The organism is Streptomyces sp. NPDC052496, from assembly GCF_040679095.1.
Classification (GTDB): Bacteria; Actinomycetota; Actinomycetes; order Streptomycetales; family Streptomycetaceae; genus Streptomyces.
In genome coordinates, this window is sequence record NZ_JBFAUH010000031.1 from 89,085 (window position 1) to 103,535 (window position 14,451).

Genomic DNA, 14,451 nt, shown 5'->3' on the forward strand with positions numbered 1-14,451 from the left:
CTCCTCTCACAGGCAGTCGCGCGGCAGCGTCTCGTTCCAGGTGCGGGAGAAGACGCGGTGGTCGTTCTCGTAGCCGTCCAGGGTGGCGTCGATGTGGAACTCCTTCTCGGAGCAGCGCAGTTTCTGGTGGGTGACCACCTGTACGTCCCAGTCGCCGCGCCGGAAGCGCATGGTCCACAGCGTCTCGCCGGTGGCGGAGGTGAAGTCGTCGGCGACGGTGGTGTACCGCTCGTAGGCGCGCCGGCCGACCTCCATGCCGGTGTCCTCCAGGCGGGCCAGCCCACGGTCCTTGACGATCTCCAGCTCGGAGGTGTAGCCGACCAGGTCGCGCTTGACGTCCCAGCGTTCCTCCGGCGGGGTCAGCTGGGTGACGGTGAGCGGCCGGGCACCCTCCGGCTCGCCGAACGGGTGCGGGGGCAGCCGGTCCGGTTCGGTCGTCGGCCGTACCGGCAGGGTCAGGGTGCTGGTGCCCTCGTGGACGCTGAGCATGCCGGGCCGGGGCGGCGGCCAGGCCAGCGGCCAGTACGAGGTGGACAGCGACAGCCGGATGCGGTGGCCGGGCGGGAACGCCTGGGCGACGCCGTTGAGCTGGACGGTGGCCCGGTAGCGCCGGCCGGGCTCCAGGGGCTCCGGCTCGCCGACCGTCTCGTGGTGGGCCAGGTTGAGCACCCCGTAGGTGACGCGGGTGGCCCGGCCGTCGGGCGCCACGTCCGAGAGCCGGGCGGCGACCATGGCGACCGGTTCGCTGACCGACAGGTCGAGTTCGACGGTGGGTGAGCCGAGGATCTCCACGCGCTCGGTGAGCCGGTCGCTGTCGAAGACCATCGACCCGCCGTCCTCCTCGCGCTGGTCGTACGGCAGGTCCGGCGGCGCGTTGTACGAGGCCCACTTGCCGGCGAACTGGCCGACGGACAGCGGCGACTGCACGGTCAGCACACCGCAGCCGCGGTCCCCGCACTCCTCGCCGTCGGCGCCGATGCGGTGCCGGAAGAGCGGGCGGGCGACGGTGCGGATGTGCGGGGAGGGCCACTCCGGCTCACCCACCCAGCGGCCCGGCCGGGTCTCGTAGGACGTGGACGGCGGCACGCTGTCCTGCATCCAGGCGCTGAGCATCGGCCCGTCCATGACGCCGTTGTCGGCACCCTTGAGCCAGTGGTCCCACCAGCGCACGACTTCCTGGAGGTAGCCGATCGCGGGCCCGGGTTCGCCCAGATGGGGGAACTTGTGCGACCAGGGGCCGATCAGGCCCTTGCGCGGCACGTCGAGATGGCCCAGCAGCCGCGTCACGGCGTTGGAGTAACCGTCGGCCCAGCCGCTGGAGGCGAGCACCGGGCAGCGTACGGAGCTGTAGTCCTCGCAGACCGAGGCGTGCCGCCAGTACGCGTCGCGGCGCTGGTGGCGCAGCCAGTTCAGGGCCCACGGCTCGGTGTGCTCCAGGCGTTCGCGCCACATCTCGCGCCAGCGGCCGCCGACCACGGCCGGGTCGGGCGGGCAGGTGGCGTAGGCGAACATGGTGCCCGCCTCGGCGAGGTTGTCGGAGAGCAGCTGGCCGCCCATGTAGTGCATGTCGTCGGCGTACCGGTCGTCGGTGAAGGACGCGATGACGATGGCGCGCAGGCTCTCCGGCTGCCGGGCGGCGACCTGGAGGGCGGCGAAGGCGCCCCAGGACAGGCCCATCATGCCGGTGTTGCCGTCGCACCAGGGCTGGTCGGCCAGCCAGGCGAGGACGTCCTCGGCGTCGGCCTGCTCCTGTTCCAGGTACTCGTCCTTCAGGACGCCCTCCGACTCACCGGTGCCGCGCAGGTCGACGCGGACGCAGGCGTAGCCGTGCCCGGCGATGTAGGGGTGGTGGATCGAGTCGCGGACGGCGGTCAGGTCCCCTTTGCGGTACGGGATGTACTCCAGCACCGCCGGCACCGGTTCCTCGTCGGAGGCCGTGGGGCGCCAGATCCGCGCCGACAGGCGGGTGCCGTCGGAGACGGGGATGGTGACGTGGTCCTCCTCCGTCGTCGCGCAGGGCAGATTGCTCACGAAACGCATGGGGCGACCTTCTCCTCGCTGTCGTGCGGTCGGCGCGGCCGGGCGGACCGGCCGGGCCGGTTCAGCTGTCCCGGCCGGCGGGTCCGGCCTTCTCGCAGGCCAGGTGCAGGGCCGCCACGCAGTGGTCGTACTTCTCGCGCAGCTCCTCCTCACTGTCGCCCCCGGTGAAGACATGGGCCAGTTCGAAGCTGTAGCTGTCCTGCTGTTCCATGTCCGACAGCTGCTGGCCGGGCTCGGGAATCACGTGGATCCGCGTGCCCGGGATCTCGCGCTCGATGCGCTGGATCTCCTCCGGGGAGGGCACCGCGCAGGCGACGCCGTCGGCGAACCAGCGGTAGTACCACTTGGCGGCCGTCTTGTAGCGGCCCTGGCGGTGCGGCATGGCCGGGTCCTCGCCGAGGGCGAGGCGCAGCATGGCGTGGTGGTTGGGGGCGCCGTCGACGTACTGGAAGAGTTCGGCGTGCGACTGGGAGTGGCGGGGGTTGACCTCCAGCACGTTGATCACGTCGGTGTGCGGATCGTAGAAGTACTCGATGCTGAACGTCGCCTCCTGCGTGCCGATCTGCCGCATGACGCGGCGGGAGATGCCGCGCAGCCGCTGCAGCACGGCCTCGGGGAGCGTCGAGGGGTACTGGTGGCGCAGGAAGGACGAGCTGCCGGGGTAGTCGATGGAGTCCAGGACGCCGTAGACCGTGACCTCGCCGTCGTGCACGTATCCCTCGACCGCGACCTGGATGCCGGACAGCGCCTCCTCCGCCAGGCAGACCTGCCCGCCGACGCCCGTCATCTCCGGGGGGAGGTCGAGGCGGTCGAGGATGTACTCGAAGGGCTGGCCGACGCGGCCGATGCCCGTGCGGATCTTCTCGACGGCCGTGCGGAACTCCGTCTCGTCCTTGACGCCGTAGGCCAGTTCCGAGGAGTACGCGAGCGCGGGCTTGAGCCACATGGGGAAGCCGACGCCCTCGGGCGGGCGCGGGGTGTCCGCGTGCAGGTCGACGCGGCCGAAGCGCGGATGGCTGTCGACGGCCTTCTCCTGCTCCAGCCGGCTCCAGTACTTGTGTTCGCACTTGACGACCGACTCCAGGCTGGTGCTGCGGGTGCCGTAGCGCTCGCTCAGGATCGGTACGAGGGTGCTCACCGGGAAGTCCCAGTACCCGACGATGGCGTCGATGCTGCCCTCGAAGGAGTCCAGCACCTGCTGGGCCTTGTCCAGGAGGTCGGGTACGGACACTTCGCCGACCTGGAGTTCCTTGATGGTGAGCAGCGGGTGGAAGCGGTACCGGTCCGCGTCGGGCACGTCGTTCAGGGCGGGCAGGTTGGCCTCTTCCAGGCCGAGTACGAAGATGTTCTTCTCGCTCACCGGGGTCCTCCTCGGGCTTGCTGTCCGGCGAGGCACGCGGGTACCCGTCGGAGATCGGGCAAACCCCGGGAGCTGCCGGGCGCCGGGCAGGACTCCACCCGGGACGCCTGTCCGATTAATCCAATAATGCCCGGGTACTGGAGGGGCGGCCGCCCGGCAGCCCGCCGGCCGGCACCCCCACCCCCGTAACCCGGAGGACCTCATGAGCGACACCAACCCCATCGAGCTGCAGAAGGCACTCAAGGGCGCGCACTACCCGGCGAGCAAGGACGACCTGGTCTCCTGCGCCAAGGACAACCACGCGGACCGCCAGATGATGGACAAGATCTCCCACATCCCGGGCAAGAGCTACGACAACCCCGCCGAGGTGGAGAAGGCCGTCTTCAAGAACCGGTGAGGCGGGGTTCCGTGAGGCGCGTCCGGTGGGGCGGGATCCGGTGAGCAGGATCCCGTAAGGCCGGAGACAGCCTGAGGGGGCCGGCGGGACGCGTGGTCCGCCGGCCCCCGTCCCGCCGGCCCCCGTCCCGCCGGCCCCGGAGCGCCGTTCCTCAGGCCACCGACCGGAAGTCCGCCGCCACGGCGGGCGCGGGCGCCGGCGTCAGCCAGGCGATGCGCTCGCGGGAGCGCAGCAGGGCGCCCGCGCCGATCGCCACCGCGATGATCAGACCGCCCGCCACCAGGGCGCCCCGGGCCCCGGCCACCTCCATCAGCAGGCCGAGCAGCGGCGGGGCCACCAGGTTCCACACCGTGCTCGCGCTGCGCCACACGCCCAGCACCCGGCCCCGCATGTTCGCGGGCGGGTCCGTCTGGAGGACCGTCGTACCGGCCGTGTCGGAGACCGACTCGACCACCGACATGGGCAGCACCAGGACGAGCAGGACGATCAGCGACGGGGACAGCCCGGCGAAGACCTGGAGCAGCGCGCCGGCCGCGGCCAGCGCGCCGACCAGCTTGACCGAGGGGTTGCGCAGCCGGGCGGCGAGGATCGCGCCGACGATGCCGCCCGCGGCCAGTACGGACGAGACGGTGCCGAACGCCCCGGCGCCCGCCGCCAGCGGGCCGGTGACCAGGACCGCCAGGGTGAGCTGGTAGTTACGGCCGAAGATCGCGCTCAGGCCGGTGATGGCGGCCAGCGCGACCAGGCGCGGCCGGCGCAGGAAGAACGCCAGCCCGTCCCGGGCCCGGTCGCCGATCTCCACCTCGGGCGCGCCCACGGCCTCGACGGCCTCCTCGGTGGCCCGGGAGGACTTCGCGGGCGCCCGCAGCGCCTCACTGACCGGCCGCAGGAAGGGGATGACGGCCGCGACGAACAAGAAGGACACCCCGTTGGCCGCGTAGGCGGCGCCGGTGCCCAGGAACCCGACGGCGATACCGGCGAGCGCGGTACCGCCGAGGCGCCCCACGCTGTGCACCAGCGAGCCGACCGCGATGGCGGACGGCACGTCCTCCCGGCGCACGAGGTCGTTGCCGAGCAGGGCGGTGGCGGGCCCGTCGATCGTGGCGATCAGGCCGGTGACGGCGGCCAGCGCCATCAGCAGCCCGTAGTTGAGCTGGCCGGTCGCGACCAGGGCCGCGGTCGTGAAGGCGACCAGGCCCAGTACGGCCTGGCTCAGCCCGGCGGTGAGCTTGCGCGGCCAGCGGTCCACGGCGGCACCGCCGAACAGACCCATGACCAGGCCGGGCCCGGCCTGCACGGACAGCGACAGACCGGTGGCCGCCGCGGACCCGGTGAGCTGCAGCACCAGCAGGTTCTGCACGGTGAGCTGCATCCAGGTGCCCGCGTTGGAGACCAGGTTGGCCACCGACCACCAGCGCATGCTGCGGTAGCGCAGGGAGCGCCACGGCGCGTGGTCGCCGCCGTCGCCCTTGGCCTTACGGCCCAGGAGGTAGCGGAAGCCGCCGGCACGTCGGCGCGTATTTTTTTCGGTTTCTACTGTTTCAGGGGTTTCCGGAGCGGGAATCGACTCGTGGGATCCCGCCTGCGCCGGGACGCGGGCAGCGGAACGAACGGGGAAAGACACAGCGGCAGAAACTTCGTGAAGAGCCCAGCAGGCTCGGAGCGCGGCTCGGCGGGCACGGAGCAGCACAACTGTGTGCGCCGCGTGGGCACCGATTCGGTCGGGATGCCGGCCTCTCCCGGTCCGTGGCGACGGACCCTCTCAGGCGCAGCAACGTCTCATGTTCACAGACGTCTCCCGGCCGGGGGAACACCCGGTGGGGAGACGAGGCTGTCGCGCACCCGCGGATCCCTTGCGGCGCAAGGGCTCCGGGGGGCGGGTGGGGTTGCTCACAGAGGGTTTCAGGCATGCGTCAGGCGCGCGTCAGGGGTGCTTCACGGGGCGGGCCGAAGGTCCCGGGAGCCGGCTCAGGGCGTGAGGTCGGGAACACGCACCGGCCGCCCCTCCCACCGCCCGGGCCACGCCGTGGCGATGACCGCCCCACCGGGCCGGTCGATGGTGGGCTGCGCGGTGTACTGAGGGTGCGCCACCGCCCGGGTCTCCTCCCGCGCCACCGCCAAGGCGGCCGGAAGGTCCAGGTCGAGGACGGTGACTCCGGGCAGGGCGGCGAGATGTCCGGCCGTTCCGGGGCGGGCCCTGTTTCCTCGTTCAGGTGCCGCTGTACGTACCCGTACACGCTCACGGCGTGGCGCCCGGGCCAGGCCCTCGCACCCCCGCCCCTCCTCCGGTAGCGGCCCGCCCCCGCTCCCCGCACATTGGAGTGCAGCGATGCGCGCCGCGCAGGCGGGCCCGCGCCGTCCCGTACCGCCCCGCGCCGGACGCCCGGCGCGGGGCCCGCAGGAATGCCGAGGAGGCACCCGTATGACCCCGGTCCGCCCCAGCTCGCGCGACCCGCTCCGGACCGCCGGCCGGCCCCGCATCCTGGTCCTGCGGGCGCTCGGGCTCGGGGACCTGCTGACGGCGGTGCCCGCCCTGCGTGCCCTGAGGACCGCCCATCCGCAGCACGAGCTGGTGCTGGCGGCGCCCCGCCGGCTCACCGAGGCCGCCCTGGCGACGGGTGTGGTCGACCGGTTGCTGCCCGCGTCGGCGCCTGCCCGCGGCGTGCCGCAGGTGATCGACTGGACCGGCCCGCCGCCTGTCCTCGCCGTGGACCTGCACGGCAACGGGCCGGCCAGCCACCTGCCGCTGCTGGCGCTGCGCCCGGCCCGGCTCTTCGCGTACCCACACCCCGCCACCCCGCGGATCGCGGGGCCGGTGTGGCGGGAGGACGAGCACGAGCGCAGCCGCTGGTGCCGCCTGCTGACCTGGTACGGCATTCCGGCCGACCCGGACGACCTGCGGATCGAGGCGCCCGTGGAGCCCTGCCCCGCGCCCGGCGCGGTCGTGGTGCACCCGGGGGCGGACGCCGGGGCGCGCCGCTGGCCGCCGGAACGGTTCGCCGCCGTGGCCCACGCCCTGCACCGCGCGGGGCACCGGGTCGTGATCACCGCGGGCGCCGACGAGGGCCCGGCGGCCCGGCGGGTCGCCGCGCAGGCCGGTCTGCCGCCGTCGGCCGTCCTGGGCGGCGCGGCGGACGTGCCGTTCGGGGAGCTGGCGGCGCTGGTCGCCGGGGCCCGCGCGGTGATCGTGGGCGACACCGGGCTCGCGCACCTGGCCAGCGCCCTCGGCACCCCGTCCGTCGTGCTCTTCGGCCCGGTCGCGCCCCGGCTCTGGGGCCCGCCCCGGGTGCCCCGGCACCGGGTGCTGTGGCACCCGGACCACCTGGACCGGGCCCGCCCCGGGGACGCGCACGGCGAGCAGCCGGACGCGCGGCTGCTGCGCATCACCGCGGCGGAGGTGCTGACGGCCGTGGCACGGCTCCCCGAGCCGGTACGGGCGCCGGACCGGCCGCGCGCGGCGCCGGACCGGCCGAGCGGGGCATCGGCCCGGCCGAGCGGCGTACCGGATCGACTGAGCGACGCGTCGGACCGGCCGAGCAGCGCGTCGGACCGACCGAGCAGCGCGTCGGACCGACCGAGCAGCGCGCCTGACCGACCGAGCAGCGCGCCTGACCGACCGGACCGTACCCCGGACCGACCGGGCCGTACGCCGGACCGCTCGGCCCCCGCACCGGCCCCGGTCGCTGCACCGGACCCGCCCCCCGCACCGAACCCGGTCACCGCACCGGCCCCGGCCCCCGCGCCGGTGTCGTGACGGTGGCCGGCGGCCGTCCGCGGCGGGTCCTGCTCACCGGCTGGTTCAGCTTTCTGCACGGCGAGGTGACGGCCGGTGACGCGCTCGCGGCCGAGGCGGTGCAGGAGGCGCTGCGCGGTGCCGGGATCGCGTACGACACGGCCTGGTCGCCGGTGTTCCGGCCGGGCGCGCTGCACCTGGACGACGCCGATCCCGCCCGGTACACCGACCTCGTCTTCGCGTGCGGCCCGGTGCACTCCCGACCCCCGCCGGACGGCGGGCCGAGTCCGCTGCTCGCGCTGCACGACCGGTTCGCGGGCTGCCGCCGCGTCGCCGTCGGCGTGTCCGTACCCGACCCGGACGATCCGGCGGTGACCCGTTTCGACGACGTGCTGCCCCGTGACACGGCCGGGCAGGACACCGGGGCGCCGGATCTGAGCCTGCGGGCCCGGGCGCCGTCCGGCCTGCCGCTCATCGGCGTGGTGCTGACCGGCGGGCAGCACGAGTACGGTGCCCGCCGCCGGCACGCGGAGGCCGGTGACGCCCTGACCGCCTGGCTGGGCGGCGTCGGGGCGGCGCGCCTGCCGATGGACACCCGCCTGGACTCGCGCGACTGGCGGCTGCCCGCGACGCCGGACGAACTGCATGCCGTACTGGCCCGGCTGGACGTGGTGGTGACCACCCGGCTGCACGGCATGGTCCTGGCGCTGCGGGCGGGCATCCCGGCGCTCGCCGTGGATCCCGTCGAGGGCGGCGCGAAGGTCAGCGCGCAGGCGGCGGCGCTGGGCTGGCCCGCCGTGCTGCGCTGCGAGCAGGTGGAAGCGGCGGCGCTGGACCGGCTGTTGGCGTGGTGCCTGTCGGCGGCGGGGCGGGAGCGGGCCGCGCGGCACACGGTGCGGCCGGCCGGCAGTGAACTGCTCGACGGGCTGCTGCGGCGCCTGGCCCAGCCGTACGGGTGACTGTGGGACGGCGGTTGCCGGCGGGGCGTGCCGGGGAGGTGGTCCGGTCGTACGCGGTGTCCTGGGGCGACGCGGTGGGCGAGGGGCTGTGGTCGCCTGCCGGGCGCCGAGAAAACGGATGTGAGCGACTTATCAGCGTAAGGCATGCCGAAGCGGGGCGCAGCGTTGCCTAGCGTGACGTTTTTACCGAACGAGGCGAGGCACCCGATTCTGGGCAACCCCTAGTCGAGGGAGTCCCATGAACGCCCTTTCCCGGAACTGGAAACACGCCGTGGTGACCGGCGGCGCGGGTTTCGTCGGTTCGCACCTGTGCACCGCGCTGCTGGCCCAGGGCACCTCTGTCACCTGCGTCGACGATCTGAGCACCGGGGCGCAGGAGAACGTCGCGCAGCTGCGGGGGATGCCCGGCTTCAGGTTCGTGGAGGCCGATGTCACCGAGCCGTTCGAGGTGGGGCGGGAGGTGGACCTCGTCCTGCACTTCGCCTCCCCCGCCTCCCCCGCCGATTACCTGCGGCTGCCCCTGCACACGCTGGACACCGGCAGCCTCGGTACGCGCAACGCGCTCGCCGTGGCGCGGGCGCACGGGGCGCGCTTCATCCTCGCGTCGACCTCCGAGGTGTACGGCGATCCGCAGCAGCACCCGCAGAGCGAGACGTACTGGGGCAACGTCAACCCCGTCGGCCCGCGGAGCGTGTACGACGAGGCGAAACGTTTCGGCGAAGCGATGACCACGGCCGAGGCGGGCACCCACGGCACCGACACCGGCATCGTGCGGCTGTTCAACACCTACGGGCCGCGGATGCGCGGCCACGACGGCCGCGCGGTGCCGACGTTCATCCGGCAGGCGCTGGCCGGCGAACCGCTCACCGTCACCGGCGACGGGCTGCAGACCCGCTCCCTGTGCCACGTGGACGACACCGTCCGCGGCATCCTCGCGGCGGCCGCCTCCGACCTCCGGGGGCCGGTGAACCTGGGCAACCCGATCGAGATCACCATGCTCGAACTCGCCCACCTGATCATCGAACTGACCGGTTCCCGCTCCCAGGTCCGGTTCATCGACCGGCCCACGGACGACCCCGCGGTCCGCTGCCCCGACATCACGATGGCCCGCGGCAAGCTCCAGTGGGAGCCCGAAGTGGCACCGCGGGACGGCCTGGCGCGCACCGTCGCGTGGTTCCGCGCACGGCAAGGGGCCTGACACCGCCTCCGGCCCGGCGGCCGCCGGGCCGGAGCACCGGGCGTCCGGCCGCCCCGACCGGGCGGCGGACGGGCGCCGTCCATCCCGACGAAAGGCCAGCGAAACCCCATGCGCATTCTCGGCATCAACGCGCTCTTCCACGATCCCGCCGCCGCCCTCGTCGTCGACGGGCAGACCGTCGCCGCCGCCGAGGAGGAACGTTTCTCCCGGCGTAAGCACGGCAAACGCCCCGTGCCTTTCTCCGCCTGGGAGATGCCCGAACAGGCCGCCGCCTGGTGCCTGGCCACGGCCGGCCTGCGCCCCGAGGACCTGGACGCGGTGGCGTACTCCTTCGACCCCCGGCTCGCCCGGCCCGCCGACCAGCTGGGCCTGGACGACCCCTGGGACCACCTGCGCCTGACGTACGCGCGCGAGGCCCCCGGCTTCCTCAAGACCGCGCTGCCCGGCCTCGACCCGCAGCGGGTGCGCTTCGTCGCGCACCACATGGCGCACGCCGCGTCCGCCGCGTTCGCCGCGCCGGACGCCGACAACTGCTCGGTGCTGGTGCTCGACGGCCGCGGCGAGGCGACCTCGCACCTGGCCGCGCAGCGCGTACAGGGCAAGCTGGAGCCGCTGTACGGGCAGGAGCTGCCGCACTCGCTCGGCCTGGTCTACGAGGAGCTGACCGCGCACCTGGGATTCCTGCGCTCCTCCGACGAGTTCAAGGTGATGGCGCTGGCCTCGTACGGCACCCCGCGGATGCTGCCCGAGCTGCGCCGCTACGTGTACCCGACGGGCGACGGCGGCTTCCACGCCGCGCACGTGCCGTGGAGCGACCTGTGCGTACCGCGCCACCCGGACGAGCCGTGGAGCCAGGCGCACGCCGATCTCGCGGCCAGTGCGCAGCTCGTCCTGGAGGAGACGCTGCTGGACCTGGCCCGCTGGCTGCACGGCCGCACGCACGACAGTGTGCTGACGCTGGCCGGCGGGGTGGCGCTGAACTGCGTGGCCAACGCGCGGATCGCGCGCGAGGGGCCGTTCGACCGGGTGTGGGTGCAGCCCGCGGCCGGTGACGCGGGCACCGCGCTCGGCGGCGCGCTGCTGCTGAGCGCCGACGGCGGCGAGGAGCCCGCGCCGATGCCCGGCGCCGACCTGGGCCGCGGCTGGTCCGACACGGAGCTGGAGGCCTGGCTGCGGACCGCCGCCGTGCCCTTCGAGCGGCCCGCCGACATCGCCGCGACCGTCGCCGAGGCGCTGGCCGAGAACGCCATCGTGGCCTGGTTCCAGGGGCGTTCGGAGTACGGGCCGCGGGCGCTCGGCCACCGCTCCCTGATGGCGCACCCCGGTCACTCCGCGAACCTGGAGCGGCTCAACGACGTCAAGGGCCGCGAGCAGTTCCGGCCGGTCGCGCCGATGGTGCTCGCCGACCGGGCGGGCCGGATCTTCGACGGGCAGCTGCCCAGCCCGTACATGCTGTTCGTGCACGACGTGGCCAAGGAGTGGCGGGAGCGCATCCCGGCGGTGGTGCACGTGGACGGCACCGCCCGCATCCAGACCGTGGACCGGGACGACGAGCCGCTGGTGGCCCGGATGCTGGCCGAGTTCGAACGGCTCACCGGGCTGCCCGTCGTCGTCAACACCAGTCTGAACACCGCGGGCCGCCCGATGGTCGACGACCCGCGGGACGCGCTGGAGTGCTTCGGCTCCACGCCCGTCGACCTGCTGGCCATCGGCCCGTTCGCGGTACGGCGGGACGCGTTCTTCGCCGCCGGGAGCCGGCCGGCGCGCCGGGCCGAGGTGCTGTCCTTCCCGTCCGGCCTGGAAGAGACGCTGCCGCCCGCCTCGTACGACCGGCTGGCGCGGCCCGCGCAGGCGCCGGTCGCGGGCAGCGGTGAGGAGGCGGTCCGATGACCCTGCCGACCGCCGCCGACTTCACGGTGGTGATCCCCACCCTCGGGCGGCCCAGCCTGACGGCGTGCCTGCGGGCGCTGGCCGCGGCCGAGGGCCCGCCGCCGCTCCAGGTCGTGCTGGTGGACGACCGGGCGCTGGACGACTGCACCCCGCTGCCCGTCGAGGTCCCCGAGGCGCTGCGCGACCGCACGAAGACCGTGCCGGGCTGCGCGCGGGGGCCGGCCGCGGCCCGCAACACCGGCTGGCGGGCGGCGGACGCCACACCGTGGGTGGTCTTCCTGGACGACGACGTGGTCCCGGGCCCCACCTGGGGTACGGACCTGGCCGCCGATCTCGCCGCCGCGTCACCGCGCACGGCCGGGATCACCGCGCGGATCGCGGTGCCGGTGCCCCAGGAGCGCCGGTCCACGGACTGGGAGCGCAACACGGCCGGGCTGGCCACCGCCAAGTGGATCACTGCCGACATGGCGTACCGGCGGGACGCGCTGGAGTCCGTGGACGGCTTCGACGAGCGGTTCCGGCGCGCCTTCCGGGAGGACGCCGATCTGGCGCTGCGCGTGCTGGCGGCGGGCTGGACGCTGGCGGTCGGCACCCGCCGCACCACGCATCCGGTGCGGCCCGCCGACCGCTGGATCTCCGTACGGCTCCAGGCGGGCAACGCCGACGACGTGCTGATGACCCGTAAGCACGGCCCGGACTGGTGGCACCACGCGGACGCGCCGCGCGGCCGGCTGCCGTGGCACCTGGCGGTGACGGCGGTTGGCGGGGCCTCGCTGGCCTGTGCCGCGGCCGGACGGCGCGGGACGGCGCTGGCGCTGGCCGGGCTGTGGCTGGGCGGGACGGCCGAGTTCGCGTGGGCGCGGATCGCGCCCGGCCCCCGTACTCGCGCGGAGGTCGTCACGATGGCCGTGACCAGCGTCCTGATCCCGCCGGCCGCCGCCGGGCACTGGCTGCGCGGGCTGGTGCGGCACCGCCGGGTGGCGCCGCTGAGCGTCCGGCCGGCGCCCGCCGTGCCGCTGGACCGGCCGCAGCCGGTCCCGGAGCGGGTGTAGCCGTGGACAGGTACCAGGACGCCGCCCGGAGCACGACGGCGGTCGCGGACCCGGCGGCCGGCCGGGAGCAGCCCGGGAATCTGTGGCTGTACGTGCCGGGCCGGCAGGCTCCGGTGCGGATGCCGGTGCCCACCGGACGGCTGTCCGGCGCCGCGGGTCCGCTGGAGGCGGTGCTCTTCGACCGCGACGGGACGCTGGTGGCCGACGTGCCCTACAACGGCGACCCGGAACGGGTCGAGCCGATGCCCGGAGCCCGCGCGGCCCTGGACGCGGTACGGGAGCGCGGCCTCGCGGTGGGCGTGGTGAGCAACCAGTCCGGCGTCGCCCGCGGCCTGCTGGACGGCGCGCAGGTCGCGGCCGTGCAGCGGGAGATCGAGGCGCGGCTCGGGCCGTTCGGCGTCTGGGCGGTGTGCCCGCACGGGCCCGGCGACGGCTGCGCCTGCCGCAAGCCCGCTCGGGGGCTGGTCCTGGCCGCCTGCGCCCACCTGGGTGTCACTCCCGCGCGTACGGCCGTCGTCGGGGACATCGGCGCGGACGTGGAGGCGGCACGGGCCGCCGGTGCGCGCGGGGTGCTCGTCCCGACGCCGGTGACGCGCGCGGAGGAGGTCGCGGCGGCGCAGGAGTGCGCCCGTGATCTGCCCGGCGCCGTACGCCTGCTGCTGGGCGACGGCCGGCCGCCCGGCGCCCCCGGTGAACGGCACACGAACCCCACTCCCGGCGAACCGCACGCATACCCCGCCCCCGGCGATCGGTACGCGTGCCCCGGCACCAGGGAGGGCGCCGTATGACCGCGGCCCCGCGCACGCTCGTCGTCCGGCTGGACAGCGCGGGCGACGTGCTGCTGGCCGGTCCGGCGGTACGTGCCGTGGCGGCGGGCTCGTCGTACACGGCGCTGCTGTGCGGCCCGCTGGGCGAGCGCGCGGCGCGGCTGCTGCCCGGAGTGGACGAGGTGATCGTGCACGACGCGCCGTGGGTGGGTCTGCGGCCCGCGCCGGTGGACCGGCGGGTCACCGAGGACCTGGTGGACACCCTCGCGGCGGGGCGCTTCGACCGGGCGCTGGTGCTCGTGTCGTACCACCAGAGCCCGCTGCCCGCCGCGCTGCTGCTCAAGCTCGCCGGGGTCGGCTGGATCGCGGCGGACAGCGTGGACTACCCCGGCGCCCTGCTGGACCTGCGGCACCACCGCAAGCCGGAGCGGCACGAGGCCGAGGCGGCGCTGGACCTCGCGCGGGACGCCGGGTTCGCCCTGCCGCCCGGCGACGACGGGGCGCTGGGCGTCCTCCCGCCGCCCGACACCACGCCGCTGACCGGCGGCGATCCGTACGTGGTGCTGCACCCCGGCGCGGCGGTGCCGGCCCGCGCCTGGAGCGCGGCGCGGGCGGCGCGGGCCGCGGGCGCGCTGAGCGCGGCGGGGCACCGGGTCGTGATCACCGGCGGCCCCGGCGAACGGGAGCTGACCGCCGCCGTCGCGGGCGGCCACGCACTGGACCTCGGCGGGCGCACCGACGCCCACCAGCTCGCCGGGGTGCTGGCCCGCGCGCGGGCGGTCGTCGTCGGCAACACCGGCCCGGCGCACCTCGCGGCCGCCGTGGGCACGCCGGTCGTCTGCCTGTTCGCGCCGGTGGTCCCGGCGCGGCTGTGGGCGCCTTACGGCGTGCCGCACGTGCTGCTGGGCGACCAGGAGGCGCCGTGCGCCGGCAGCCGCGCCCGGCGCTGCCCGGTGCCGGGTCACCCCTGTCTCGACACGGTCAGCGACACCGCGCTGCTCGCCGCCGTGTCCCGGCTGACCGGCCCCGGCGCCGCCCGCGGCGCGCCCGGGGCG

The 14,451-nt window shown here is 75.1% G+C and carries 11 protein-coding genes and 1 pseudogene; 8 read left to right on the forward strand and 4 right to left on the reverse strand.

What is annotated here, in order from left to right:
• Positions 1 to 6 precede the first annotated feature (6 nt).
• Complete coding sequence (locus tag AB0L45_RS33150; protein WP_365846638.1) at positions 7 to 2,040, reverse strand: CocE/NonD family hydrolase; 2,034 nt, start codon at positions 2,038 to 2,040, stop codon at positions 7 to 9.
• A 61-nt stretch (positions 2,041 to 2,101) separates the two neighbouring features.
• Positions 2,102 to 3,400 carry an ATP-grasp domain-containing protein gene (locus AB0L45_RS33155; RefSeq protein ID WP_365846640.1) on the reverse strand — a complete coding sequence of 433 codons (1,299 nt, stop codon included), beginning with the start codon at positions 3,398 to 3,400 and terminating at the stop codon, positions 2,102 to 2,104.
• A gap of 202 nt (positions 3,401 to 3,602) precedes the next feature.
• On the opposite strand from AB0L45_RS33155, the gene AB0L45_RS33160 reads away from it, so the two are divergent.
• The gene (locus AB0L45_RS33160; RefSeq protein WP_365846642.1) at positions 3,603 to 3,797 is read left to right on the forward strand and encodes a DUF2795 domain-containing protein; all 195 of its coding nucleotides are present in this window, start codon (positions 3,603 to 3,605) and stop codon (positions 3,795 to 3,797) included.
• A gap of 151 nt (positions 3,798 to 3,948) precedes the next feature.
• Here AB0L45_RS33160 and AB0L45_RS33165 read toward each other — a convergent pair whose 3' ends face one another.
• Complete coding sequence (locus AB0L45_RS33165) at positions 3,949 to 5,217, reverse strand: MFS transporter (RefSeq protein ID WP_365846666.1); 1,269 nt, start codon at positions 5,215 to 5,217, stop codon at positions 3,949 to 3,951.
• A gap of 548 nt (positions 5,218 to 5,765) precedes the next feature.
• A pseudogene (locus tag AB0L45_RS33170) lies at positions 5,766 to 5,999 on the reverse strand (hypothetical protein); the annotation flags it as partial.
• Positions 6,000 to 6,219: 220 nt separating this feature from the next.
• Here AB0L45_RS33170 and AB0L45_RS33175 point away from each other — a divergent pair.
• The 7 genes from AB0L45_RS33175 to AB0L45_RS33205 all read left to right on the forward strand — a co-directional run.
• On the forward strand, positions 6,220 to 7,551 hold the full coding sequence (locus tag AB0L45_RS33175; RefSeq protein WP_365846644.1) for a glycosyltransferase family 9 protein: 1,332 nt from the start codon (positions 6,220 to 6,222) through the stop codon (positions 7,549 to 7,551).
• The gene (locus AB0L45_RS33180) at positions 7,548 to 8,489 is read left to right on the forward strand and encodes a polysaccharide pyruvyl transferase family protein (protein ID WP_365846646.1); all 942 of its coding nucleotides are present in this window, start codon (positions 7,548 to 7,550) and stop codon (positions 8,487 to 8,489) included. The genes AB0L45_RS33175 and AB0L45_RS33180 overlap by 4 nt, the downstream gene beginning before the upstream one ends.
• Before the next feature lie 238 nt (positions 8,490 to 8,727).
• The gene (locus AB0L45_RS33185) at positions 8,728 to 9,687 is read left to right on the forward strand and encodes a UDP-glucuronic acid decarboxylase family protein (RefSeq protein WP_365846648.1); all 960 of its coding nucleotides are present in this window, start codon (positions 8,728 to 8,730) and stop codon (positions 9,685 to 9,687) included.
• 108 nt (positions 9,688 to 9,795) lie between these two features.
• Positions 9,796 to 11,577 (forward strand): carbamoyltransferase C-terminal domain-containing protein, encoded by a 1,782-nt coding sequence (locus AB0L45_RS33190; protein ID WP_365846650.1) that lies wholly within the window; start codon positions 9,796 to 9,798, stop codon positions 11,575 to 11,577.
• Positions 11,574 to 12,629, forward strand: a complete 1,056-nt coding sequence (locus tag AB0L45_RS33195) for a glycosyltransferase (RefSeq protein WP_365846652.1) — start codon at positions 11,574 to 11,576, stop codon at positions 12,627 to 12,629. The genes AB0L45_RS33190 and AB0L45_RS33195 overlap by 4 nt, the downstream gene beginning before the upstream one ends.
• 2 nt (positions 12,630 to 12,631) lie before the next feature.
• Positions 12,632 to 13,417, forward strand: a complete 786-nt coding sequence (locus tag AB0L45_RS33200; protein ID WP_365846654.1) for an HAD-IIIA family hydrolase — start codon at positions 12,632 to 12,634, stop codon at positions 13,415 to 13,417.
• The coding region (locus tag AB0L45_RS33205; RefSeq protein ID WP_365846656.1) for a glycosyltransferase family 9 protein at positions 13,414 to 14,451 on the forward strand (1,038 nt) is incomplete at its 3' end. The genes AB0L45_RS33200 and AB0L45_RS33205, both read left to right, overlap by 4 nt.